General features: G+C 56.3%; 20 protein-coding genes, 1 tRNA gene, 1 pseudogene and 1 riboswitch. Of the genes and pseudogenes, 1 reads left to right on the forward strand and 21 read right to left on the reverse strand.

The features are described from left to right. Positions 1-237: 237 nt before the first annotated feature. The 5 genes from ACFOLF_RS04135 to hrpB all read right to left on the reverse strand — a co-directional run bounded on the left by ACFOLF_RS04135 (position 238) and on the right by hrpB (position 7,201). Positions 238-1,035, reverse strand: a complete 798-nt coding sequence (locus tag ACFOLF_RS04135) for an EcsC family protein (RefSeq protein WP_210039682.1) — start codon at positions 1,033-1,035, stop codon at positions 238-240. A gap of 34 nt (positions 1,036-1,069) precedes the next feature. Next, positions 1,070-1,729, reverse strand: a complete 660-nt coding sequence (locus ACFOLF_RS04140) for an MgtC/SapB family protein (protein WP_210039990.1) — start codon at positions 1,727-1,729, stop codon at positions 1,070-1,072. Positions 1,730-1,837: 108 nt separating this feature from the next. Further along, positions 1,838-3,922: a HelD family protein gene (locus tag ACFOLF_RS04145; protein ID WP_210039681.1), complete on the reverse strand. Its 2,085-nt coding sequence runs from the start codon at positions 3,920-3,922 to the stop codon at positions 1,838-1,840. Between the two features lie 433 nt (positions 3,923-4,355). Continuing rightward, complete coding sequence (locus ACFOLF_RS04150; protein WP_210039680.1) at positions 4,356-4,634, reverse strand: DUF1294 domain-containing protein; 279 nt, start codon at positions 4,632-4,634, stop codon at positions 4,356-4,358. 41 nt (positions 4,635-4,675) lie between these two features. Next, entirely contained in the window at positions 4,676-7,201 is a 2,526-nt protein-coding gene (gene hrpB, locus ACFOLF_RS04155) for an ATP-dependent helicase HrpB (protein WP_210039679.1), read from the reverse strand. Positions 7,202-7,412: 211 nt separating this feature from the next. Between hrpB and ACFOLF_RS04160 the strand changes: the two genes are divergently transcribed. Further along, a tRNA-Asp gene (locus ACFOLF_RS04160) sits at positions 7,413-7,489 on the forward strand. A 138-nt stretch (positions 7,490-7,627) separates the two neighbouring features. Here the strand turns inward: ACFOLF_RS04160 and ACFOLF_RS04165 are convergent. The 16 genes and pseudogenes from ACFOLF_RS04165 to ACFOLF_RS04240 form a co-directional block, all read right to left on the reverse strand. Continuing rightward, positions 7,628-8,341, reverse strand: coding sequence for an adenosylcobinamide amidohydrolase (locus ACFOLF_RS04165; RefSeq protein WP_210039678.1), 714 nt, complete (start codon positions 8,339-8,341; stop codon positions 7,628-7,630). Beyond that, positions 8,342-10,252: a cobyric acid synthase gene (locus tag ACFOLF_RS04170; protein WP_379113353.1), complete on the reverse strand. Its 1,911-nt coding sequence runs from the start codon at positions 10,250-10,252 to the stop codon at positions 8,342-8,344. Positions 10,253-10,372: 120 nt separating this feature from the next. Continuing rightward, on the reverse strand, positions 10,373-11,479 hold the full coding sequence (cobD, locus tag ACFOLF_RS04175) for a threonine-phosphate decarboxylase CobD (protein WP_210039677.1): 1,107 nt from the start codon (positions 11,477-11,479) through the stop codon (positions 10,373-10,375). A gap of 89 nt (positions 11,480-11,568) precedes the next feature. After that, positions 11,569-12,378 carry an adenosylcobinamide-GDP ribazoletransferase gene (gene cobS / locus ACFOLF_RS04180; protein WP_210039676.1) on the reverse strand — a complete coding sequence of 270 codons (810 nt, stop codon included), beginning with the start codon at positions 12,376-12,378 and terminating at the stop codon, positions 11,569-11,571. Next, positions 12,360-13,340, reverse strand: coding sequence for an adenosylcobinamide-phosphate synthase CbiB (gene cbiB / locus ACFOLF_RS04185; protein WP_210039675.1), 981 nt, complete (start codon positions 13,338-13,340; stop codon positions 12,360-12,362). The genes cobS and cbiB overlap by 19 nt, the downstream gene beginning before the upstream one ends. Before the next feature lie 2 nt (positions 13,341-13,342). Continuing rightward, entirely contained in the window at positions 13,343-13,981 is a 639-nt protein-coding gene (gene cobU, locus ACFOLF_RS04190) for a bifunctional adenosylcobinamide kinase/adenosylcobinamide-phosphate guanylyltransferase (protein ID WP_210039674.1), read from the reverse strand. A gap of 41 nt (positions 13,982-14,022) precedes the next feature. After that, positions 14,023-15,078: a nicotinate-nucleotide--dimethylbenzimidazole phosphoribosyltransferase gene (gene cobT, locus ACFOLF_RS04195; protein WP_210039673.1), complete on the reverse strand. Its 1,056-nt coding sequence runs from the start codon at positions 15,076-15,078 to the stop codon at positions 14,023-14,025. Positions 15,079-15,098: 20 nt separating this feature from the next. Next, a complete protein-coding gene (locus ACFOLF_RS04200; protein ID WP_210039672.1) occupies positions 15,099-15,893 on the reverse strand; it encodes an ABC transporter ATP-binding protein in 795 nt (264 codons plus the stop codon). Beyond that, positions 15,890-16,927, reverse strand: coding sequence for a FecCD family ABC transporter permease (locus tag ACFOLF_RS04205; RefSeq protein WP_210039671.1), 1,038 nt, complete (start codon positions 16,925-16,927; stop codon positions 15,890-15,892). Before ACFOLF_RS04205 ends, ACFOLF_RS04200 begins: the two co-directional genes overlap by 4 nt. Further along, the gene (locus tag ACFOLF_RS04210) at positions 16,928-17,998 is read right to left on the reverse strand and encodes an ABC transporter substrate-binding protein (RefSeq protein WP_210039989.1); all 1,071 of its coding nucleotides are present in this window, start codon (positions 17,996-17,998) and stop codon (positions 16,928-16,930) included. Between the two features lie 306 nt (positions 17,999-18,304). After that, positions 18,305-18,467: riboswitch (cobalamin riboswitch) on the reverse strand. Between the two features lie 51 nt (positions 18,468-18,518). After that, entirely contained in the window at positions 18,519-20,756 is a 2,238-nt protein-coding gene (locus tag ACFOLF_RS04215; RefSeq protein ID WP_210039670.1) for a heavy metal translocating P-type ATPase, read from the reverse strand. A 314-nt stretch (positions 20,757-21,070) separates the two neighbouring features. Beyond that, positions 21,071-21,433: a group II intron maturase-specific domain-containing protein gene (locus ACFOLF_RS04220; RefSeq protein WP_379219612.1), complete on the reverse strand. Its 363-nt coding sequence runs from the start codon at positions 21,431-21,433 to the stop codon at positions 21,071-21,073. A gap of 6 nt (positions 21,434-21,439) precedes the next feature. After that, positions 21,440-21,913 (reverse strand): annotated as a pseudogene (locus tag ACFOLF_RS04225) (reverse transcriptase domain-containing protein); the annotation flags it as partial. Between the two features lie 18 nt (positions 21,914-21,931). Further along, positions 21,932-22,363 carry a hypothetical protein gene (locus ACFOLF_RS04230; RefSeq protein WP_379219401.1) on the reverse strand — a complete coding sequence of 144 codons (432 nt, stop codon included), beginning with the start codon at positions 22,361-22,363 and terminating at the stop codon, positions 21,932-21,934. Positions 22,364-22,967: 604 nt separating this feature from the next. Continuing rightward, positions 22,968-23,279 (reverse strand): rhodanese-like domain-containing protein, encoded by a 312-nt coding sequence (locus ACFOLF_RS04235; protein ID WP_210041047.1) that lies wholly within the window; start codon positions 23,277-23,279, stop codon positions 22,968-22,970. 204 nt (positions 23,280-23,483) lie between these two features. Continuing rightward, positions 23,484-23,795: a heavy metal-binding domain-containing protein gene (locus ACFOLF_RS04240; RefSeq protein ID WP_210041049.1), complete on the reverse strand. Its 312-nt coding sequence runs from the start codon at positions 23,793-23,795 to the stop codon at positions 23,484-23,486. Positions 23,796-23,809: the final 14 nt, after the last annotated feature.

Below are 23,809 nucleotides of genomic sequence, written 5' to 3' on the forward strand. Positions count from 1 at the left end.
GTCGAAGCTGCAAACCCAAGCCAATAGCATAGCATAATTTTTCAGCCGGATTCCAGTGCTGTTTTCTTCCTTATGACCGCAAGTACGCTATTCTCACAGGCTTTCCCGTCCCTGGGTATAAGAAATGCATCTGGAGCAGCTGGAGGATCATCTGCCTGTATGGAGATGAAAAGAAGCCAGGAAACCCATAGGGGTTTGACCTGGCTTCTCCCATTTCATTTTCGGCTCCGCGGTTTTCTAATGCTGGACATCCTCAAACGCGTTCAACCGCTCCAGCACCCGGCGTTTGCGGTACAGCATCGTTGCCGCTTCCGCCACATCCTTCAGCATGCCCCGGTTGATAAAGGCTCCGAACAGGATACCTGCCACGGGAATGAGCTGAAACAGCTTCTTCCAGCCAAAATTGTCCCGGTAGGTGGCCACAACCTCCCGCCAGCCCTGAATCTGCGAAGCCATCTGATTATGGGATTCCGGCTGGCCGAAATGTCCGAGCTGCTCCAGTATCGCCTTTTTGCCGACAATGTCGGAGGAAGCAAACTGGAGGCATTTGATTACAAATACCCGTTCTTCCTTGAGCCTGGGATCGTAGCCGTAGCTGACCGCAACCTCCTGAATCGCTTTGAGCGAAATGCCCAGCAGCGCCGGAATATCGATGGCCAATGTGAAGATGCCGCCAATTCCCGTCTTCGCCCCCTGAACGGTGGCAAAGGCTGCCCTGCTCTGCGAAATTTCTTCCGCGGACTTGTCCATAACCGCAAGCGGGCTGGACGCAGCTTCCTCCAGCGTATCCACACCAAGCTTGCGGAGCACCATATTCTCGGCGATCAGATATTTTCCGCCGGTCTGGACGAAGCTGCCGATCTCGTCAATGGCCAACCCGATTTTGTCCTGCAGAAAACGCGGGGTTAATTTGTCCAGCAGCACGAAGGGAAGCCGCCCCAGTTTTTCCCAGAACCAGAGGTCCTTCTGCGAGCTTTCCCATTTCTCGATTTCCGCAAGGACGCTTACAAGCTCCTCTTTTGTTTCAATCGTCATGAAGCATAGCAACTCCTCTGCTGTGCGGCGGCCCTTACTGATAATCAATGGTACGCACAGCCGGTAAATTCTGAATAACAAGAATCAGCTGATTGATCTGGAATGAGGGAGGCAGTATCATTTGGATATCGATCTCGATTTCGGCCGCTTCATTTTTCACCACATGAAAACCGGCAATCCGGATGCCCTGCTTCTCAATTTCCTGCAAAATGAGGTCCAGCATGCCGGTCTCGTTGTCCGCCCGGATGAAAACCTGCTCGGTTCGCGGGCTTCTCAGCCAGCTGAGCTTCAGGTGGAGCAGCTTTTGTCCGATGAAGATCAGCAGAGTGACACCGACACCCACCGTGTAGAGCCCGGCTCCAATCGTCAGGCCAATGCCCGAAGTCGCCCAAACGCCCGCGGCTGTTGTCAGTCCTTTCACCGTTTGCTTTTGCATGAAAATCATTCCGGCTCCCAGAAAACCGATCCCGCTGACGACCTGTGCGGCTATCCGCGCGGGATCAAGAGAGAGATTGTCCCAATTCAATTGATCCTGAAATCCGTATTTGGAAACGACCATCATCAGAGCAGCGCCCACAGCCACAATAAAATGGGTCCGGATGCCCGCTTCCTTCATCCGGCTTTTCCGCTCGTACCCGATAATCGCTCCACAGGCGCCTGCTATTACTACGCGAAGCAAATAATCCAGTTCCATATTCATTTCCCACTCCCCCAATCATCATTAACAAAACCTGAAGCCGGCATACAGTTCATGTCCGCCAGCTTCAGGTGTTTTGTTACCGCCTTATGGGTAAAAACCGCATCATCCTTCTGCTGTCAGCAGATTCGTAAGCGGACCGCGGTGCAGCAGCTTCAGCTTGTGAAGCGCGCGGGTGCAGGCCACGTAAAGCAGCTTCGCGTCATTGTCTCCGAAGCTTGCCGCATCCGCGTCGGCAATCAGAACGGCGTCAAACTCCAGCCCCTTGGCCAAGTAAGCCGGTACAATGGTCAGACCGCCTCCGTAGGCCTCCTGCCTGCTTTGGATCAGAGAGGCCTCGATTCCTTCCGCTGCGAAATATTCGGCCAGCTCCAAAGCGGATCTGGCGGTTCGGGCAAGTACCGCAACGGTGCGGTAGCTCCCTCCTTCTTGCCAATCCCGCACGGTTCGCACTGCTTCCGCGAGGCGTTCCCTGTCCGTCCCATGCTCCATCGTCTCCACAGGCTCGCCGCTGCGGAATACCGGAACGGCAGGCTTCACACCGTCTCCCATGCTTCCGAGAATGCGGTTGGCAAAATCAATAATTTCCATCGTGGAACGGTAGCTGCGGTCCAGCTCGAAATAGCCCTGCTCCTGCTCATCGAACACATTCGTCAGCTCGGTCCAGCTTGTAATGCCCGCATACCGGTGAATCCCCTGCTGCAGATCGCCAAGGATGGTCATTGAAGAGTGCAACTGGCACAGCTTCAGTGCCTCCAGCTGGAAGGGCGAGTAATCCTGGGCCTCATCGATCACGATATGATCATAAACAGGCTGATCCAGACCGTACAGCCGCAGTTGAATATAAACGAGCGGGGCCAGATCCTCCGGCTGCACGAGCTTTTGCTTCAGCGCTTTCATTGTTGCCGTACGCGCCTTGAGCGGAATGAGCTCAGCCGCTTCCGGGGTGCCCAGCAGATCGCCATACAGCTGTGCGGCGGTATAGGAGGAAATCTTTTTACAGTAGGCATTCAGCCTTGTATTGGCCTTGCTCTTCAGCTGGCGGTCCGTGAAGCGGTGCGCCTTCCATTCCGATTCCAGCCATCGCTTGATCCGGTTAACGAGCCGTTCGCGGCGCTTCATAAACGGTTCATAGCTGTCCTCGATCAGCAGCCATTCACGGATCGCCTCGGGATGAAGCGTCAGACCGTCAATTGGCTCAAAGGGAAGCTCCGGCAGGAGCGTCGACTCCAGCTGCTGCAGCCTGCTGTCCACAACCTGCTTGAACGCCAGACTTCCCTTGATGCGGCCGGGCGCCTGCTCCATCTCTTCCCTTGTCCGCGGATGCTCGAACCAGTACGCCATCGTATCCGTCGATTCGTCCAGACGGACCGACTTCTCAAGGCGCTCGATCGCCCACTCGTTGTAGGTTGTCTGCAGGATATCACCGACCCCGAGCTCCGGCAGCACCCCCGAGATATAGTCGAGAAACATCCGGTTGGGCGCAAAAATAACCATCCGCTCGGCCCGAATCCGGTCCGCATACCGATACAGCAAATAGGCCAGCCGGTGAAGGGCAACCGTCGTCTTTCCGCTTCCCGCTACCCCCTGGATAAAGACGGTCTTGTTCTTCTCCGTCCGGATAATCCGGTCCTGCTCCTGCTGAATGGTCGAGACAATATCCCGGAGCCGGTTGTCCTTGTTCTCGCCAAGGCGGTACAAAAGGAATTCATCCGTGACCGATTCTTCCTCCTGGCCTCTTATATAGCTGTCAACGACTCGTTCCAGCACTCCGGCGCGGACCATCAGATTGCGCTTAAGATGAACGGTTCCCTCTACGTCCCCTTCAGGAGACTCATAGGCTACCGGAGCTTCCCCTCCGCTGAACGCGTAGAACAGGCTAGCAATGGGAGCCCGCCAGTCCACCACCAGCAGCTCCTTGCTCGATTCGTGCGCCACGCCGGCTTTGCCGATATAGAGAGGCTTGGGATCGCTGTGCAAATGCTCCTGGAAATCGATCCGGCCAAAATAAGGCTCGCGCTCGGCGACCTCCAGCCGCTGCTGCCTTTGTTCGCGCTGCAATTGCAGCATTTGTTCCGTAAAATCATTGCCCGTGTAACGGGGCCCGATCGCAAGCAGCTGGCCGCGAATGTGCCGGAGCACTTCGTCGATCCGCACCGCTTCGTCTTGAAAGGCACTTTGAACAGACATGTCAGTTACCCTCCTGAAAGTTTATAGTTGTTGATCCTTGAGACCCGGCATGAGACATGAGAAGGCGGCAAAAAACGGCTGACGCCACCCTCTTTTGGTGAAAAGCAGGATTCTGCCCTCAAACCTGACCGTTATTTATAGAAATGAAGCGCTATAAATTCGATAAGGTCAAGAAAGCCGCATTCGCATGCGGCTTGTTCGTTCTTCTTTATGAGGGCTCCGCATCAGGCTTCCAGCCATGGGAATCAATCGCTTATAACACGAATTAGAAATATAGCATATATAGAGCCGGCAGTCAATGATAATGAAGATATTCGGCAGTATGATACAGCAAATAAGCACGTTTAAGAAGCAGTGCCTCTGAATTTCGGCGTTATGTTAAGGATCCACCATGTGCTGCTTCCCCGCCTGCCCGTTCTCATCTTATGATTTGCTAGATGAGATAACGGTAGACTGCTATCAGGATGGCGGCATGAATCACAACCATGACAGGCAGGCCTGCTGCAAAAGCGATATGCTTCGTTTTGTGGCGGAACATGCGCATAGCCAGCCAGCCGCCGAGTGCTCCGCCGGCTGCTCCGATTCCCAGAAGCCTCCGTTCGGGAATGCGGTGTTTGCGGCCGCGTGCGCTTGCGGAGCGGGATTTGTCTACGCGCATAAGAACAAACGCAATTATATTTATAATGACCAGATAAAGCCCGAGCAGCTGCATTCTTTGAACCTCCGAATTTTTAAACGATTACAAATATTTTCTTACATCCGCGGTTTGGTCCGGTTCGTCGGTTGGGCTTCAAGAGGGTTATCCGGCCAATAATGCTTGGGATAACGCCCCTTCAGATCCTTCTTCACCTCGAAGTAAGCCCCCTGCCAGAAGCTTGCCAGATCGCTTGTCACCTGCACCGGACGCTGGGCGGGCGACAGAAGATGGATCGTTAACGGCAGCTTGCCGCCGGCAATCCGGGGCGTCTGCTGCCAGCCGAATACCTCCTGCAGGCGGACAGCGAGTACGGGAGCTGACGGGTTGCTGTAATCGACGGGAATACGCGAGCCGCTGGGCACGGTCATATGGGTTGGAATTTCCCGGTCCAGCTCCTGGCGCTCCTGCCAGGAAAGCTGGGATTCGAGGATCGGCACCAGATTGATTCTTGCCAGATCCGATCGGCTGCGCATCCCGCCAATATAAGGGGCGAGCCACTTCGGCATCCCGGCCATCAGCGATTGGTCGGAAACATCAGGCCAGGTTCCGTTATGCGCATGCATCAATTCAATACGGGCCTGGAGCTGTCTGGCCTGCCTCGTCCAGGGAAGGACCTCGAGCCCAAGCTCGGCTATGCCGTTCATGAGCGCCTGGGCTACCAGGGCAGGATCCGCATCGGCCAGCTGGCTTTCCTTGAGCACAAGCGCGCCCAACCGCCGCTTGCGCCTGGCGCGGACAGCTTGAGCCGAACGGTCCCATAGCACTTCGGCATCGTCAATGATCTGCTTGCCCATTATCTCTTCCAGCTCTGTCAGGGTGACCGGCGCGGCGAGCAGCATCCTGCTGTCCGTCCCGCTGTCTTCAAGCTCGGCCGCAGCCAGATAGGCCGCTCCCGACAGCGGCTGCAGCTCCCGGATGACTGCGCCGCGCCCGCTGCGCAGCAGGAAGCGGCCGTCGTTCCGGCGCTGAGCAATCCGGTCCGGATAGGCCAGCGCCAGCAGCAGCCCGCAGCTGTCTACACCGCCGGCAGCGGAATTCGCGCCTGCCGCCGGGGGAGAAATCCCCGCTGCCCGCCTCCATTCCCGGGCTTCGGAGGCAATTCGCCTCATTACCGCATCATCCATTGCGCCCGGAGGATGGCCATGCAGCGCTTCCAGCCGCAGCCGCATATCAATGCTGCGGACAGTGCTGCGAAGCGGATCGCGATCGCTGAGAAGCGCAGCCAGCTCGCAGGCGGTGGCGCCATAGCCCAGCTTGTCCGCCTCCAGCACCATATGGGCCAGCCGCGGATGCATGCCAAGCTCGGCCATAGCCCGGCCATGCCGGGTCGGCTTGTTCCCGGCATCCAAAGCGCCAAGCTCGCGCAGCAGCTCCCTCGCATGCGCATACGCCGCAGCCGGGGGCGGATCGAGCCAGGCGAGATCGTCCGGCTCGGCAGCGCCCCAAACCGCCAGCTCCAACGCCAGCGGTGCCAGATCGGCTTCCAGCAGCTCCGGCTCGCTCTGCGGCCTCAGCTGCCGGTGCTCATGCTCCGTCCACAGCCGGTAGCAGACGCCCGGCGCTTCCCTCCCTGCCCGGCCATGCCGCTGATCGGCAGACGCGGCAGAAACAGCAACCGTCTCCAGCCGCGACATGCCCGTCCGCGGCGAGAATCTCGGCACGCGGCTAAGACCGCTGTCGACAACAATACGCACACCCCGCACCGTCACGCTGGATTCCGCTATTGTGGTAGCCAGTACAATTTTACGCTCGCCCGGCCGGGATGCGGCAATCGCCAGATCCTGCGCCTCCGCGGGCATGCTGCCGTGGAGCGCCATCACCCGCACATGGGCTCCAAGTGCCGATGATGCCCCGCCAAGCAGTCCCTGGACACGGCGGATCTCGCCCGCCCCGGGCAGGAAGACAAGCACATCCCCGTCATGACTGCGGACAGCGTCGGTTACGGTCCGTGCGACAGCTTCCTCGATGCGGCCCTCCAGCCGTTTTGGAGCATAATGCGTCTCGACCGGAAAAGCGCGGCCCTCGCTGCGGACAACCGGAGCGCCGCCGAGCAATGCCGATACCCGCCCTCCTTCCAGTGTGGCAGACATGACAAGCAGCCGCAGATCCTCCCTCAAGAGCGACTGCATCTGAAGACAGAGTGCAAGTCCCAGATCGGCATGCAGATGGCGTTCATGAAACTCGTCAAATATAACGATCCCGACGCCCTCTAGCGAAGGATCCGATTGAAGCATTCGTGTCAGCACGCCCTCTGTAATGACTTCAATACGGGTTGCCGGCCCCACCTTCGTGTCCATTCTTACCCGATAGCCGACCGTTTCGCCAGGCTGCTCGCCAAGCGAAGCTGCCATGTAGCGGGCCGCCGCGCGGGCCGCCAGACGCCTGGGCTCCAGCATCAAGATACGCTGTCCCCCAAGCCATGGCGCATCCAGAAGCGCAAGCGGGACACGCGTTGTCTTCCCGGCGCCGGGAGCGGCAATCAGCACCGCGCTGTGCCCGATCGACAGATGTTCCCTCAACTCCGGGAGCAGGGCATCGATCGGGAGCACCTCATTGTCATGGTTTGTATGCTGAAGATCCATCCATTTCATTCTCCTCTATCAAATCAGCATGGCTGCCATGCTTATGGTCAAATCAATGTTTCTATTATAGTGTTTCACAACCGGAAGAGATAATCAAACATGCCATGCAAGCAACGTATCGCCCATTATACACTTTCTAAAAATATAATAAATAAAAAGACATTGCACATGGACAGGCTGGCATGGTATGATATGCCTTGTCTTATTGCATGGAGCTGTGGTGTAGTGGCCCAACATGCCTGCCTGTCACGCAGGAGACCGCGGGTTCGAATCCCGTCAGCTCCGCCACTTATGAATGTTATGCAATCTAAATCAAGAGCAGGAACCGCGGTTCCTGCTCTTTTTGTGCTTCCTGCAGGATTGACAGACTGGTCATAAAGCTAAGACGCCTCTTATCCATATTCATGGACGGTTCCAGAAGGAATGCTATTCCTTCTGCGTTGAGACAGCCTCGTACACACTTTCATAAACCATTCGTCCAACCGCATTGCCGATTGTTGTCGCTGCTCCAGCATAGGCATGAAGTCCGAGATAACGCTCCGACTGGCTTGCGCCAATCACGATCGCATCGGTTGTCGTGCCTGTGGCGGCAAGGCCATGAAGCGAATCGGCAATACCGAGGTCGGCGAGCGCAGCCGCCTTGGCTTCCGTTGCGGTAATCACGGCATTCACCATTGCAGGCGGCGTCATCCGTCCGTCAATCAGCACAACCGAATTTATCGTTCCCGCTGTATAAGAAGAGAAGACAGGGCGAAGCAATCCTGCTCTTGCCGCATTGCTAGTGCCAGCGGTGGTGCAGCATACGATGGTAAATTCATCGCCTCGCATCTCGGTAATGGAGGCATGCGTCAGCTTCGCAGCTGTCAGCATACCCACCGTGGATTGCGGCGGATATCCCCGCTCGCTCAGCATCATATGCAGATCATGTACAGGATCCGAACAGTCATAGGCAAGCGGAACCTTCCAATTGATGATCCGTTCGGTTATCGAGAAACCACCGCCGAGCACCGCACTGCTGATCGTCTCCAGCGGCCTGGCGCAGGTAATGATAATCGCATCTTCTTCATGCCTGATCTGGATCTCCCGCCAGCACTCCGATAAATAACTGCGTCTATCCGCACTTCGAAAAGGCTGGGTCATTTACGCTTCGCCTCCTCTGTCTGTCCCCGGCTCCTTCAATCCCATAATGGCTGTGATCCTTGGTATGTCCACATGCGCCCTCACATGAACTGCAAGCCGGTTGAACGCTTCCTCGCGAAGCTCATTGACGCGTACGCCAACGGATAAAGGCTCCCAGCCTTTCACCGAGCGCAGCAGATTCAACCAGCCTCTGCGGAAATCATCATTATGCAGCACGCCATGCAGAAAGGTTCCCCATACGCGGCCGTCCGCGGATACGCAGCCGTCATAATCGAAGGCAGCCTCTTCACCGACGGTTCGATCACCAGCCGAATGATGCCTGGGCAATTGAGCCTCTTCACTCCAAGCTTGTCCACCAGCCGACTGATGCCCGGACAGGCGAGCCTCCTCACCGCAGGCTTGTTCACCAGCCGAATGACGCCTTGCCAGCTGGTTCACTTTATCGCCGGCTCGTACACCTTCCGACTCGTACCGCGTCAGCTGGCCTTCTCCTGCCTGCTGCCGGGGCAGCCGGATCTCTCCATTGCCTGGTGCCGTCAGCCCGGCGGGTGTCAGCTTAAAAGGCCTTCGTTCCGCCGGGTTGAGCCGTCCTCCTGAAGATATCCTGCTTCCGGCTTCCACCAGATCCCCAGCCTTATGCCAATTCACCCGGCCCGTATGAATTTCAAAGCCTTCCACGGGATAATCGCGCTCCAGGCCGGGAAGCCAGGCACTTCCCTTCACTCTCTCCGTCCGTTTCTCAGCGGCGAACGTCACGTCGAAACCAAACCAGCCGAAGCCATGAGTCTCGCCGCGGTCGGATTCGGTAAGAAGCGGGTCCAGCAGCCGTTCTCCGAGCATCTCATATCCTCCGCATATTCCGACTGCATACCCGCCGCTGCGGACATGCTCCTCCAGACGCGCGGCGAGCCCGCTTTCGCGCAAATATAACAGATCATCGACCGTGTTTTTGCTTCCGGGGATGATTACCGCGTCCGGCTCGCCCCATTGCTGCGCCGTGGAGACGAACCGAAGCTGTACATCCGGCTCGCTGCGCAGCGGATCAATGTCTGTAAAATTCGAAATATGCGGCAGACGAAGCACGGCGATATCCAGTTTGCCTTGAGCTTCTGCTGCGGGGTATGCCTGAGCTGCCGCCGCCATTCCCCTTACCGCATTATCAAGCGATAACGAATCCTCATCTTCCAGCCCGACATCCGGCAGATAAGGCACCACGCCAAGCACCGGCTTGCCGGTTTTGGCTTCCAGCCAATCCAGCCCGGGCTGCAGCAGCGAAACATCGCCGCGGAATTTGTTTACGATAAACCCGCAGACGCGTTCACGCTCGTCCTCCTCCAGAAGCTCGAGCGTGCCGACGATGGAAGCGAACATGCCGCCGCGATCAATATCCGCCACGAGAATGACAGGCGCTTCCGCCCACTTCGCAGCCTTCATATTCACAATGTCCCGATCCTTCAGATTGATTTCCGCAGGGCTTCCGGCGCCTTCCAGAACGACAACGTCATAAGACCCGCGCAGCGTGCGCAGCGACTCTTGTATAATGGGTCCGGCGCTAAAGAGAAACTTCTCCCGGTATACGGCGGCGGCATAATCCCCCAGCGGCTTGCCGTGCAGAACAACCTGCGAGACCATTTCCTTCTTGGGCTTCAGCAGAATCGGGTTCATATCTGTTGTGGCCAAGATCCCGCAGGCATCTGCCTGCATGCCCTGTGCTCTGCCAATCTCTTTGCCGTCCCAGGTCACATAGGAGTTCAAGGACATATTTTGCGATTTGAAGGGTGCCACGCGGCAGCCATTTTCTTTGAAAATGCGGCACAGGGCAGCAGTAAGCAGGCTTTTGCCCACATCTGAAGCGGTTCCCTGCAGCATAATGGTTCTCGCTTGTTTCGGCAAAGCCTTGTCGTCGTCCATCTTCACCTGTCCCTTCTTTATTTGCAGACTAATCGGATCGGCGAGTATACTCCTGCTCATCCAATTTGAACCGGTCCGGGTATTTATATATCCGGTGACAGGTCTTCTCAAGCGTTCCGTTCATCCCTGTTCCAGCAAAGGCTTCAACGCCTCCAGCAGCCGGATATGATCCTCCCGGAACCGCACCGCTACCCGGCAGTAGCGCTCATCCAGACCTTCGAACAGCGAGGCATCACGGATCAGTATGCCGCGAAGCCCCAGCTGCTGCTGAAGGGACCTTGCATCAAGCGAATGCTGCTGTGGCAATGCAAATAAAATGTAATTTGCGGCTCCTTCGTACACCGCCAGACCGAGTCGCTTCAATTGCACGGCCAGCCATGGGCGCTCCTCCGCAAGCCAATCCATGGTGCTTCGCCGGTATTCCTCATCGCCAAGCACCGCTTCGCCGATTTGCTGAGCCAGCGAATTTACGCTCCAGGGCACTTGAAGCGCCTTGAGCCGGGCAATCGTTGCCGGAATTGCGACCATATAGCCCAATCGAATACCGGGAATCGCGTAAAATTTGGTCAGCGAGCGGATGACGATCAAATTCCCATGAATGGCCGCTTCCTTCAGTAAGCTGAATGCCGCCGCCCCCGGAACAAAATCCATGAAAGCCTCGTCCATCACAACCCTCTCGCCTTCTCCCAGAAGCTCCCGGATAATCGCAGGATCTGACAGTTGGCCGGTCGGATTATTGGGAGAGCCCAGAAACCATAATGCTTCCCCGGCGCCGACTCCCTCCGCGCGCAGGGAGGCCAGCATATCGGATACCTGCTGCAGCGTCAGCCGGAATCCCTCTTCCTCCGACAGCGCGAGCTTCTTGACGGCACTTCCGCATTTTATGGCGGCATCGCCGTACTCGACGAAGCTCGGAGCAGTCACGATCGTCACCTTCGGCTGCAGCAGCCGCACCGTCAGATCGATCAGCTCCGCAGCACCGTTGCCGGCCAGAATTGCGCTCCCGCTTACCCCATGATGATCGGCCAGTTTGTGAATGAGCCCTCTTGCTGCGGGATCGGGATAATGTCCAATCGTTTGTGCGTAATCCGCCAGAAGACTGGCAACACAGGCAGGCGGACCCTGCGGGTTCATATTGGCGCTTAAATCGGTAAAGCTCCCGGCCCCGATGCCGAACAGCTCCTGGGCGGTTAACAGGTCTCCGCCATGACCGAATCTCTCCAGCATCCAGGACTGGCCTCCTTATATGAGCAAAGATATTATTTAATGATGGACCAGTCCAGCTTTGACTGCCTCGCTGACCGCAGCAGCCGCAGCTATCGAACCAGCCAAAGCAGGGCAAAAAGCAGCATGCATTCCAATATTTCATTGAGCGCACCATAGGTATCGCCGGTCAATCCGCCTAATTTGCGGGTGAAGTACCGGGAAAGCAACGTCCCGCAAAGCAGCGCAAGCCCTCCGTGGACAACGAGAATCAGCCCGATATCCGGCCATGACCAGCCGCATGCGATGCCGATAATGATAACAAAAGTAAGCTGCATTGCTGACGCAGCTATTACGTGCTTTTTGCGCACCGTCCGGAATAACACGGCAAGCCCTTCGCCCGGTCTGGCGAACGGCCATCCCGCCATCGAGCACACCACCCACAGCCGGCTCCAGCCGCATACCATAACCACTAGAGGCGCAGCCTCCAGCCATCCGCCCTCACCCTCCAGAAGCGCCGAGAGCGTGGCAAATTTCAGCAGCAGCAGAAAAATAGCAGCCATGACGCCCATAGCCCCAACCCGGCTGTCCTTCATAATGTCAAGCATCCGCTCCCTCGGGCGATGGCTGAGCACGCCATCCGCGCTATCCATCAGTCCGTCCAGATGAAGAGCGCCGCTGAGCGCCGTCCAGATCAGCAGAATTAATACGGCAGCTGGAAGAGCGGGAACAGCCAGCGTCAGAAGCCATCCGGCAGCAGCGGTAATGCCTCCTATCACAAGCCCAACAAGCGGATAATAGACTGTGCTTCTTGCCAGTACGGCAGGAGTGAAGGGAATTTCAACGGGAACCGGAATACGTGTCATGAATTGAAAGGCGGCCCCGACAGCCTGCAGCTGTGCTTTCAGCGAATCCCGCACCATAGCAGAACCACCCCCGCAAACCAAAATAGACTTACCAGATAAAGCAGCCGGATGGTCAGGATAATATCCCCTGCTTCGAGAGTCCGCAAGGGCCAACCTAGACGCGCCCGTTCGCTGACTTTTCCGAAATAAACATTGCGCCCGCCAAGCTCGATCCCCAGCGCGCCTGCGACGGCCGATTCGGGAATGCCGCTGTTTGGGCTTGGATGAAGGCTGGCAAAAATACGGATCGCACCGAGCGCTCTGCCTGCCGACAAGCCTGGCGTCAGCCAGGCAGCCAGAGCCAGCAGCAGTCCGCATATCCGGGCCGGAATGAAATTCAGGATATCATCCAGCCTGGCGGACGCCCAGCCCAGATGAAGATAGCGGTCATTGCGGTAGCCGACCATGGAATCCAGTGTATTCGCCGATCTGTACAGCATCGCAAGCGGAGCCGCCCCGATGAGGGCGAGGCATAAAGGAGAAACAAACGCATCCACGGTATTCTCCGCGACCGTTTCCACCGCAGCTCTGGCAGCGTCGGCTTCCGTCATCGCCTTGGTGTCCCTGCTGACGATATAGCCAGCGTATTTTCTCGCCTGCTCAAGATCCCCCGACACAAGAGGACGATATACCTGCATCGCGGCGTCCTTGAGCCCCTTTACAGCAATCGTCGTGGAAATAAACCAGCAAGATACGGCATATCCGATCCAAGGGTGGATCCAATCCGCCACAGCCGTAATCAGCCACATGATGGCGAAAGACAACAGCGTGGTGACTGCCGCAAGCAGAATCCCCCGTCCCTTCAGCTTAAGCGGAGGAAGCTCCGCCCCAGTCGGATATAGCCGTTTCTCCAGGGCGCTGATGAATTTCCCGATCCAGATGACCGGATGCATCGGCCATTTCGGATCGCCAATAATCCAATCGATGACAATCGCGGCCGCGACCAGGAGCAAGGTTTCAGGCAGCGAATAGAACAGCACCTTCAGCGCTCCTCCAATCGGAAAGCATGTGCTTTCAAATCCAGCGCAAAACCGGCCACAACAAGAAAGGCTTGATCGCACTGCGCCGCCAGCCTGCGGTTGAGGCGGCCCGCTTCATCGCGAAACCGGCGGCCGAGCGGATAAGCCGGAACAATGCCGCTCCCCACTTCATTGGTTACCAGCAGCAGCGGGCCACTGTATGCAGCAATCCCGGACAGCAGCTTGTCAACAACGGCTTCAATGGTATCCGGCGGCATCAAACCTCCGTAATCTCCTTCATCGGCAGCGTCCGCTGCGGAGGCATTCTGTCCGGCGGCATCCAGCCGGAGCATCCAATTAGTCAGCCACAAGGTCAGACAATCCACCAGGACGGCAGGCCGCCGCCAGTCTGGCCCTCTCTCTGCGGCATCTTTCTCCAAGCGCAGCAAAACCGGGGCAAGCTCAAGCGGCTCCTCGATGGTTTGCCAGCGAAAATCGGCCGCTTCACGCGAGCGTTGATGCTGCGTTATCCGCTGCGTCATCTCATCATCCCAGCTCTGGGAGGTGGCAATATAGATGCCGCTGTCCGCCATCTGCATGGCATAGCGCTCGGCAAAATCGCTTTTTCCGCTGCGTGCGCCGCCTGTAATCATTACCGCCATTGCTATTCTTCCTTTCTCTGTCCCATCCTCGTGAACCGGAATTACCCGCGAGAGATTCCGGCACTCTCAAAAGTCGCCATCTCTCTCATTACAGCAAGCGCAGCATCAACAAAATGAAAACCCAGCACCGCCCCGGTTCCTTCACCCAGACGCATGTCCAAGTGAATCATCGGCGAGATCCCGATGCGTCCCAGCAGCTCGCCATGACCCTGCTCGTTGGAGAGATGGGAGCCCAGCATATAGGGAAGCGCCTGCGGCGCCAGCCGGCAGGCCACCAGCGCGGCAGCCGAGGAAATATATCCGTCAATGAGGACAAGGCAGCGGCTGGCTGCTGCCCCGAGAATGACGCCGACCAGACCGGCAATCTCGAGTCCGCCGACCTTGGCCAGCACATCAAGCGGATCTGAAGGATCCGGCTTGTTGACCGTGATCGCCAGGCGGACCACATCGACCTTATGCCTGCGGCGTTCTTCATCGATACCGGTCCCCCGTCCGACCGCGGCATCCGGATCCATTCCGGCCAGCAGCGTGGATATAGCTGCGCTTGCCGTCGTATTGCCAATTCCCATCTCGCCCGTCGCAAACATCCGATACCCGTCCGCGGCCAGCTCATTCGCCAGTTCTGCGCCTGCTGCAATTGCCTGCAGGGCCTCCGAACGGGACATGGCTGGCCCTTTCGCCATATTAGCCGTGCCCGCGCGTACCTTCCGCTTGATCAGATGCGGATGCTCAAGCTCTGACTTCACCCCGATATCGACGCAGCTGACCAGCGCTCCTGCCTGACGGGCCAGAACATTAACTGCCGCTCCGCCTGCCAGAAAATTCAAAACCATCTGTGCTGTCACCTCGGAAGGGAACGCGCTTACGCCCTCTTCGCAAACCCCATGGTCGGCTGCCATTACGACAACCGCCCGCTTTGACAAGTCCGGTGCCAGTTCGCCGGTTATTCCGGCTATTTGAGCTGCTATCGCCTCAAGCCTGCCTAGACTTCCCGGAGGCTTGGTCAGATTGTTCAGATGCTGCTCCGCAGCCTCAACCGTCTCCTTGCTCACAGGATCAATGCCCTGGATGAGCATATTCAGCTTCGCTTCATTCATATTTCGTTATCTCCCTTCCTTTATCCCTGCCTGGCAGAAGCTCTGCCCGGCAGCAATAGAAGCTGCGGCACAGCGGTTTGCGGATGCGGCAGCACAACGGACCTTGCTCCATACACGCGCCAGATCATGTCCTCGCTCATGACAGCAGCCGGCGTCCCAAAAGCTTCAACTCGTCCTTCGCTGAGTACAAGCAGTTCCTCGCAATACTGGGCTGCCAAGTTCAAATCATGCAGCACAGCCACAACCGTCATCCCGCGTTCCTGCTGCCAGCTTTTTACCGTATCCAGCATCTGCATCTGGTAGCCGATATCCAGATAAGTGGTCGGCTCATCAAGCAGCAGAAGTCTTGGCTGCTGCACCATGACCTTGGCCAAGGCAACGCGCTGCCGCTCCCCGCCGCTCAGCTGATCTATCCGCCGATGCTGCAGCTCGTCAAGCCCCATCGCGGAAATAGCCTCATCGATCAGCGGCCCGGCATCTGTCTTCTCATCGCCCATCCAGTTCTGGAAGGGATACCGTCCCATGCCGATTACCTCGCGGACTGTGAAGCCAACAGCCGCAAGGCCGCCCTGCTGCAGCACCGCGAGCCATTTGGCCAAGGACTTTCGGCCGTACCGCTCCGCAGGAATACCTTCAAGAAGCAGCTTTCCAGCAGTCGGCGATTCAACGCCAGCCAAGAGCTGCAGCAGAGTCGATTTGCCAACGCCGTTCGGCCCGATAATCCCGTACATCCGCCCAGCTTCCAGCTTGAACGATATTCCGTTCAGGATGCGTGTCCCGCCGATTGATTTCTCAAGCCCGATCGCTTCGATCATAATGCCCCTCCCCGCTGCACCTTGCGCCTGTACAACAGATAGGCGAAGAATGGCGCTCCGATCAAGGCTGTGACTACACCCAGCGATATCTCCTTGGGACTCAGCGCCGTCCGCGCCAGCGTATCGGCCCACAGCAGATAGATGCCGCCGCCAACGGCCGACAGCGGAATAATAATACGGTAATCCGGTCCGACCAGCAGCCTCAGCAGATGCGGAACAACCAGCCCTACAAATCCGACCACGCCGGAGATCGATACCGCCACAGCGGTCAGTAACGTAGAGACAATAAGTACAATGATCTTCGTCCGTTCCACGTCAATCCCCATATAAGCCGCGTGGCGCTCGCCAAAAGCAAACATATTAAGCGGCTGTGAATAGCGGATGAGTACAGGAAGACCGATGATCAGAAAAGGAAAAATGAGCTGCACATGCTCCCAGCCGCGCGCACTCAGGCTGCCCATCAGCCAGAACATAATTTCATTGACAACCCCTTGCGACAAGGAAACCATAAATGTGACGAAGGCGCCAAGAAAGGCCTGCACGATCACGCCCGATAAAATCAGGGTCTCCACATTCACCGCTCCGCGCGCACGCGAGAGGGCAAACACAATAATCAACGTTATGATGCCGGTGATAAAAGCAACCAGCGGTATGGACCAAATCCCGATAACCGTCTGATAGCCGAAGAGAATCAGGAAGGATGCGCCGACCGCGCAGCCCGATGCCACGCCTAGCGTGAATGGGTCTGCGAGCGGATTGCGCAGCACACCCTGGAAGCCGGCCCCGGCCAAGGATAAGCAGGCCCCGACCATCACAGCAAGCAGCACGCGAGAGAGGCGGAGCTGTGTGACAATAGCAATATCCCCCGCGTCCCATTTGCCCTCCGCGCCGCCCATCCAGGGAAGCTGATGAACGAGAATGCCCCATACGTCGCGCAGCGGAAGTCCGGCTGAACCAATCGACATACTGACCACAATAGATGCGACAAGGAGGAGCATGGCTGCTCCTCCGAATACGTACAGTTTAAGTTTCATTTACTTGATCAGGTCAGGATGCAGCTTTTTGGCTACCTCCAGCAGTCCTTCCGCAAGACGGGGGCCAACCCTCACAAGAGGATCCTGGTCGACCTCGTAAATCTTCTTGTCCTTGATCGCCGCAATCGTGTTCCAGCCCGGACGGCCTTCAATTCCTGTCAGGATCGGATTTTTCTCGCCTTCCTTGACGATCATGGAAGCGTAGATAATCACATCCGGGTTCGTTTTCACGACCGATTCGGGATCGATTTCATACCAGCCCTGTTGATCGGCAATATTGGTGCCGCCTGCGATCGTAAGCAGCTCGTCAAGAAATTCGCCTTTCCCTACCGTCCAGCCAGGGGAGAATTCAAGGAATACCTTGGGCTTTGGCGCATCCTTTACCGCATCTGTCACCTGCTGGCGAACGTCCTGCATATGCCCGGTTACTTCAGCCGCTTCCTTGGTCTTGTCCATAATGGAACCGATTTGCGTGATTTTAGCTATGACATCATCATACGTTTTCGGATCGCTTGCATATACAGTCAGCTTCAGTGAACGCAGCTTATCGACAATCGGCTGGTTCATTCCCGAAGAAGCAAGCACCAGGTCCGGCTTCAGGCTGACGATTTTCTCAACATTCGCTTCCATGCCGCCGATTTTCTCTTTGGCTGCAGCATCCTCCGGGTAGTTGGAGAAATCATCCACAGCCACGACCTGCTCGCCTGCTCCAATAGCATAAACGATTTCCGTTTCACTTGGTACAAGCGTCACGATTCTGGCAGGCGCCTGGTCAAAAGTAAGCTCTGTATCTGTAGCATCCTTGACGGTCAACGGATAAACGGTTGCTCCTGCGGCTGTTTCCGCATCGGCCGCACCGTTATCGGCCGCTTCTTCCGTTCCGGATTGATCCGTACCGCCATTTGCCGTGGTTTCTGTCGCCGTTGCCGGATCTTCCACGCTTGTGCCGGACCCGCCCGTGTTATTGGTATTGGTATTGCTGTTTCCGCATGCTGCGGTAAGCAGCAGCATGGCTGCGAGAAGCAGCATAAGAGAATATTTCGTCCAGGATATTCGTTTTACAGTATTCATCAATTCGTCTCTCTCCTAAAAAAATATAATTTTGTACATCTCAAACTAAGAAGAAACGGCTGTCGCGGCCTTCTGGCGGCTATGCCAAGCTTCTTCACCTCAGAAATATAAGCAAAGTATGGTGGGATTTATACTTCCTTATATCAAAAAAAAGCATCGCCGACATGGAAGTGTCAGAAATGCTCTAGTTCTTTCGAACAGCGGCTTGTTGACGGAACGCCTCGTCAGGCGGAGCGTTCATAATATGAACCCGTGTCAAAGCCAATCTTTAAGCACCTCCCTAAGTCCTCGTAGGTAGCGTTTATATAAAAACAGGCAGGTTGTCTGACTTGAAGCAGGCCCGAATCCAAGCGGATCATCGGGAGCTCCTTACAGTGGCGGGTCCGTGCCGGCTTCTCACCGGTCTTCCCCTATTAAGCCGAATCGCAGAAAATCTTAACAAAAAAGCGGATTGCGGCACCTGTTTTTAATCCTATTCAGTTGTGCATGTGTAAATATATCACTCTCATACGCCGCTTGTCTATACAGGCTGCTGATCGACCCTCCTGGCATCGCTGCTTTTTCCCAAAGCCCTCTTCATCTGCCAGTTAAGCCGAAGCGCGTTGCCGACAACAGATACCGAACTAAGCGCCATCGCCGTTCCTGCCATCCATGGCTCCAGTCCGCCGAAGGCCGCAAAAGGGATGACAACCATGTTGTAAACAAAGGCAAAGCCAAGGTTCTGGCGGATATTCCTCACCGTCAAACGGCTGATGACCAATGCCTCGTGTATACCGGTAAGCCTCGGACGCAGCAGCGTCAGATGGCCCGCATCCAGCGCAGCGTTGGTCCCGCTGCCCATAGCCATGCCGACATGGGCTGCGGCCAGCGCTGGCGCATCGTTCCAGCCGTCTCCCGCCATGCCTACTACCTGTCCCTTCTTCTGCAGACTGCGGACAAGCTCCGCCTTATGCTCCGGCAGCATGGACGGATGGAAATCCGCTATGCCGACAGCATGTGCGGCATGCCTGGCAGCGGGCAAATGGTCGCCCGTCGCCAATAGGACGGAGACCCCCGCGGCTTGCAGCAAACGGACTGCCTCCGGAGCCGACCGTTTCACCGGATCGGCGAAAGCAAACGCGCCAGCGCATATCCCGTCCCGCGCCGCGTAAATAATGGTTTCGCCGGCCAGCTCCCTATGGCTGGCAAACATGGCTGTGCTCGGGCTAATTTGCCAGCCCTGCTCTGCGGCAAAGGCCGCATTGCCGATCTGGACCTGCTCTCCCTCCACAACCGCCCCAATGCCCTTGCCGGGCATAGAATGAAACGCGTCCGCCTGTGGCACGTCAATCCCGGCCCTCTCCGCTGCGGTTCTGATCGCCGCGGCAAAAGGATGCTGCGCCTGGGATTCCGCGGCGGCGGCAAGCCGCAGCAGCGCATTCCGGGAGCCGCGAAGCGGGAATATCGCGGTAATGGCAGGACGTCCTTCGGTAAGTGTGCCCGTCTTGTCGAGCACAATCGTATTCAGCTGCGCCAAACGCTCCAGAGCGCCTGCCTCTTTGAGCACAATCCCGCGCCGCGCAAGCTTGCCTGAGGCCAGAACAAGCGATATGGGCGCAGCCAGCCCCAGCGCGCAGGGGCAGGCCGCCAGCAGTACCGCGAGCGCGTGAATTCCCGCTGCCCCTGCGTCGCCCGGGCGCAGCACAAACAGCCAAAGCAGCAGTGTTGCAAGGGACAACCCCAGCATGACGGGTACGAAAATTGCGGAAAGGCGGTCCACTCTCCGGCCGATCGTCGATTTGGTCGACTGAGCTTGGCGGGTCAATGCCGCGATTCGGCTCAGCAGCGTATCGTCACCGGCAGCTGTGATTCGCACATGCAGCCCGGAGACCGCAGCCGTCGTACCGGCAAATACCTGGTCGCCGGCTGTTTTCACCACCGGCATGCTTTCGCCAGTCAGAAAGGATTCATTGATCTCCGTCTCTCCGTCCAGCAATACTCCGTCAGCAGGCAATGGGATACCCGCTTCAGTCAGCAGATGTTCGCCAGTCCGGATTCGCGCAAGCGGTACTCTCTCCTGGATGCCGCCGCGCACGATAACCGCGTCCTTGGGCTGCAGCTGTGCAAATGCCTCTCCTTCCGACATCACCCTCTCGGAAGCAGCGGCTTCCAACAGCTTCCCCAGCAGAACGGCTGTGATGACAACAGCCGAGGTTTCAAAATATAGCGGTTTGCCGGCCATCATCGCATAGTAGCTGTATCCGAAGGCAGCCGTCGTCCCAATGGCTACAAGCACATCCATCGTAGCTGTCCGCTCCCGCAGCGCATAATAGGAACCAAAATAAAAAGGCATGCCGATGAAAAACTGTATGATGGATGCAAGCGCAAACTGCAGCAGCGGCTCCTGCAGCATGACAGGCAGGGGAACCCCCTGCAGCCAGCTGTAATGATGCGCCATAGTCCAGAGCAGAGGGAGTGTGAGCAGCGCAGAAATAATAAAACGCATACGCAGAGAACCGATTTCGGATAAACCTGTCTGTTCCTCGCCGAAAGGGAACGCATGGAACCCGAGCTGGGCAATGCGCTCAATGACGGAGGATGAGCTCACCAGCCCTTCGGCGATACGGATATTGGCTGATTTTCCGGCATAATGGACGGAGACTCCGTATACGCCATCCATCTTGCCAACAGCCTTCTCAATTCTGACCGCGCACGCGGTGCAGCTCATCCCCTCAATGCGTAGATCCAGCACTTCCTCTGCGCCATATTTTTGCATCATGCATCCCTCCTTCCCCCAGATAAAAACTTTGTCTGCCACCTGCGAAACCGTTCAAGGATTGTCCTATTCCTCACTATATGGCGGAATTCCGCTCCTCATGATTATCCGGGCGATAATCTTGCCTGGTTCATGAGCCACCGCCGTTCAATACGGCGTCTGTCTAGGCTGGCTGCTCCCGGGATCCCGGCTTTATTCAACTTGCCGTTCCTGAACTAGAGTAAGGGACTGAATAATTTCAGCCCCTCCTCATCAAACCGTACGTGAGGTTTTCCCTCATACGGCTTTCCGATGTTCGTCATTCATGTGCATGCGATTTACGCAAGCGCCTTTAATCTATGCATGTGGCTAAGTAACTTCACTTCTTGTCCGGAACTGCGCCAGTTGCTACGCTGGCGCTTCTTAGCGTACCACTTCGTTAACCGTTGCCGAATGTACCCATCTAGCTTCGTCATCCACTTCGTGCTGTACGGCGTCGCATAATAGTTCTTCCAGCCTTGTATTCTCAGGTTGAGCCATCTCACGTGTTCTTCGAACGAAACGTGCCGCATCTTAGGCGGAGCGAGTCGTTCTTTTACGACTTCCCGTACATGCTTCTCTGCTTTTACGCAGAGCCATTGTTGGGTCGTGTAATACACACGTTTCTGTCCCGTTTCCGCTTTTGTCTTCCGGTGGTGCATGCCGAGGAAGTCAAACCCTTCTTCTCCCGTCCATAGCCCCACAATCCGCGTTTTCTCCGGATGCAAGGTCAGTTCCAATCGCGCCATAATCGTTTGTATAAGCTTACACGCATGTTGCGCGTCCTTCCTTGTCTTGCATACCACGACGAAATCGTCTGCATACCGCGTCAATTCTCCGACTCCTTTGCCATGTTTCTCCCACAATAGATCGAAGTAGTTCAGGTAGATGTTCGCAAGTAACGGCGATATCACGCCGCCTTGCGGCGTGCCAAGGTCGGTCCGTCTTACTTGCCCTTCCTCCATCACGCCTGCTCCGAGCCCTTGCCGGATCAGCTTGAGTATACGTCTGTCGCTGATTCTCATTTCCACCAGCTTCATCCGTTTCTCTTGGTTCATGTTGTCGAAGTAGCCTTGGATGTCCACGTCGACCACCCAATTGCCTTTACGGTTGCATGCTTTGCGGATTCGCTCGAGCGCTTGTTTTGCGCCGCGCTTTGGTCAAAAGCCATACGAGCATTCCTGAAAATCGGCTTCAAAGATCGGTTCGACAATCCGTTTCGTTGCCATTTGTACGACGCGGTCTCTCACCGTCGGAATGCCCAGCGGACGTTTTCGTCCATCTTTCTTCGGAATGTAGTGGCGACGAACGGGCTGGGGACGGTAGCTATTCTTCAACAGTTGTTCTTGGCATTGTGCGACGAATTGATCTTCACCTATCTTTGCAATATCAGCCATGGTCTCACCGTCTACGCCTGCCGCACCCTTATTTGCCCTCACTCTTCGCCACGCTTCCTGAAGGACATCCAGTCGATGAACCTTGTCGTACAGTGCATGAAACTTTCTACGCTTGCTGATCTTGGCAGCATGACCTAGCTTCTCTTGGAGTTGTTGAACTTTTTCCCTAGGTGTCGTTAGCCATTTGGCATTCACTCACTCGTACCTCCTTGAAAAGCTTGAACAAAGCAGGGCGCCTTCCCTCCCGCAGGTTGTGTTGTCCTGCATTCTTCGGTACTATGCACCCCTCGGACTCCCTTCCTGCAGATGGCTCACTTCGTCTTTTTGACTTATAGAGTCTCTCGCTACGAAAAAAAAGCTTTCGTGCAGGGGAGGGTCTCCCCAGTTCACTGCATTATCTTTCCTACCATGCCGATCCCATTACACCGGGAGATCCTTCGCTGTTGTTCCAAGTTCTGCACAGCTTCCTTGGCCTTCGTCTACGTTTGCAAGACTCGGCTTCCCCTTTTTCCTCTCGCGAGGCCTTTTTGACGATGCGGCAGGATTCACTTCATGTTACGGCCTGGTATGTTGCTCGCCTTGTCTCCGACAAGTACTTTTGTCGATGCGCTTTTACGCACAGATTTCGCCATGCGCAAGCATCCTAGCTACAAGGGTGGCTTGGTCCCTCCCTTGGTTGGACTTTCACCAACTAGATAATGCGTGCCTCTGGGCACGCCAAACAAAAAAACACCGGCAATTACGCCGATGCTCCTCTTATATGCTGCTATGGCTATCAAACCGGTTATCGAGGCTTGCCTTACTCTCCTGTTACTACATCCCCAGGCCAGCTCAGCATACCGCCAGCCATGTTCACAACCTCATAGCCCTGAGCGGACAAATAATCGCAGGCTTTGCCGCTGCGGTTGCCGCTCCGGCAAACCAGATAGATCGGCTCCTCAAAATCAGTCAATTCTCCTACACGCTCCACGAACTCGGACAACGGGATGCTGACCGCTTCGGCGATATGGCCCGATTGCCACTCATCCGGCTCTCTGACATCGATAACGCTCAGCTTCTCCCCTTCACGCAGACGTGTTTCAAGCTCGCTTGCCGTTATTTCCCCATACATACACAAGCATCTCCTTCTTATAGGTCCATTCAGGATTGAAGTTTATTCAGCAATCACATTTGCATTGTACCGTTGTCCGCTGCCGATGTCCAGTCATCCGGAAAATGCGCATTACGCCTCAAATCGAAAGAAACGGCTGTGATCAAAAAAAAAGCACCCGCCAGAAAAGGCAGATGCTTGATCGGGTATTCTATTTATCCAATACTACACACGGACTGCCGTGCCGCTCACGGCAACCATGAGCATTCCTTCACGGACCACCTCATAATCGATATCAATCCCGACAATCGCATTGGCTCCCATACGCGAGGCATTAGCGGACATTTCGCTGAAGGCTACATCGCGCGCTTCCTTCAGTTTGGTTTCATATGCTCCTGAGCGCCCCCCGACAATATCGGTAATGGATGCGAACAAGTCGCGCATGATGTTGGCTCCCATAATGGCTTCGCCAGTTACGACACCCAAATAATCCTGAATCGGCTTTCCTTCAATCGTCGGCGTTGTTGTGAATATCATTCTTCACTCTCCCA

Source organism: Paenibacillus sepulcri (assembly GCF_042647105.1).
In the GTDB taxonomy this organism is placed as follows: Bacteria; Bacillota; Bacilli; order Paenibacillales; family Paenibacillaceae; genus Paenibacillus_Z; species Paenibacillus_Z sepulcri.

Bases quoted from the DNA above. Each gene is read 5' to 3' on its own strand.
- ACFOLF_RS04165 (WP_210039678.1), bottom strand. From the start codon at position 8,341: ATGACCCAGCCTTTTCGAAGTGCGGATAGACGCAGTTATTTATCGGAG.
- ACFOLF_RS04135 (WP_210039682.1), bottom strand. From the start codon at position 1,035: ATGACGATTGAAACAAAAGAGGAGCTTGTAAGCGTCCTTGCGGAAATC.
- ACFOLF_RS04210 (WP_210039989.1), bottom strand. From the start codon at position 17,998: ATGAATACTGTAAAACGAATATCCTGGACGAAATATTCTCTTATGCTG.
- ACFOLF_RS04145 (WP_210039681.1), bottom strand. From the start codon at position 3,922: ATGTCTGTTCAAAGTGCCTTTCAAGACGAAGCGGTGCGGATCGACGAA.
- ACFOLF_RS04240 (WP_210041049.1), bottom strand. From the start codon at position 23,795: ATGATATTCACAACAACGCCGACGATTGAAGGAAAGCCGATTCAGGAT.
- ACFOLF_RS04235 (WP_210041047.1), bottom strand. From the start codon at position 23,279: ATGTATGGGGAAATAACGGCAAGCGAGCTTGAAACACGTCTGCGTGAA.
- hrpB (WP_210039679.1), bottom strand. From the start codon at position 7,201: ATGGATCTTCAGCATACAAACCATGACAATGAGGTGCTCCCGATCGAT.
- cobS (WP_210039676.1), bottom strand. From the start codon at position 12,378: ATGGTGCGGGATTCGCTGAAAGCACAGCTGCAGGCTGTCGGGGCCGCC.
- ACFOLF_RS04200 (WP_210039672.1), bottom strand. From the start codon at position 15,893: ATGATCGAAGCGATCGGGCTTGAGAAATCAATCGGCGGGACACGCATC.
- cobU (WP_210039674.1), bottom strand. From the start codon at position 13,981: ATGGCGGTAATGATTACAGGCGGCGCACGCAGCGGAAAAAGCGATTTT.
- ACFOLF_RS04215 (WP_210039670.1), bottom strand. From the start codon at position 20,756: ATGATGCAAAAATATGGCGCAGAGGAAGTGCTGGATCTACGCATTGAG.
- cobT (WP_210039673.1), bottom strand. From the start codon at position 15,078: ATGAATGAAGCGAAGCTGAATATGCTCATCCAGGGCATTGATCCTGTG.
- ACFOLF_RS04170 (WP_379113353.1), bottom strand. From the start codon at position 10,252: ATGGACGACGACAAGGCTTTGCCGAAACAAGCGAGAACCATTATGCTG.
- ACFOLF_RS04140 (WP_210039990.1), bottom strand. From the start codon at position 1,729: ATGGAACTGGATTATTTGCTTCGCGTAGTAATAGCAGGCGCCTGTGGA.
- cobD (WP_210039677.1), bottom strand. From the start codon at position 11,479: ATGCTGGAGAGATTCGGTCATGGCGGAGACCTGTTAACCGCCCAGGAG.
- ACFOLF_RS04220 (WP_379219612.1), bottom strand. From the start codon at position 21,433: ATGCACCACCGGAAGACAAAAGCGGAAACGGGACAGAAACGTGTGTAT.
- ACFOLF_RS04205 (WP_210039671.1), bottom strand. From the start codon at position 16,927: ATGAAACTTAAACTGTACGTATTCGGAGGAGCAGCCATGCTCCTCCTT.
- ACFOLF_RS04150 (WP_210039680.1), bottom strand. From the start codon at position 4,634: ATGCAGCTGCTCGGGCTTTATCTGGTCATTATAAATATAATTGCGTTT.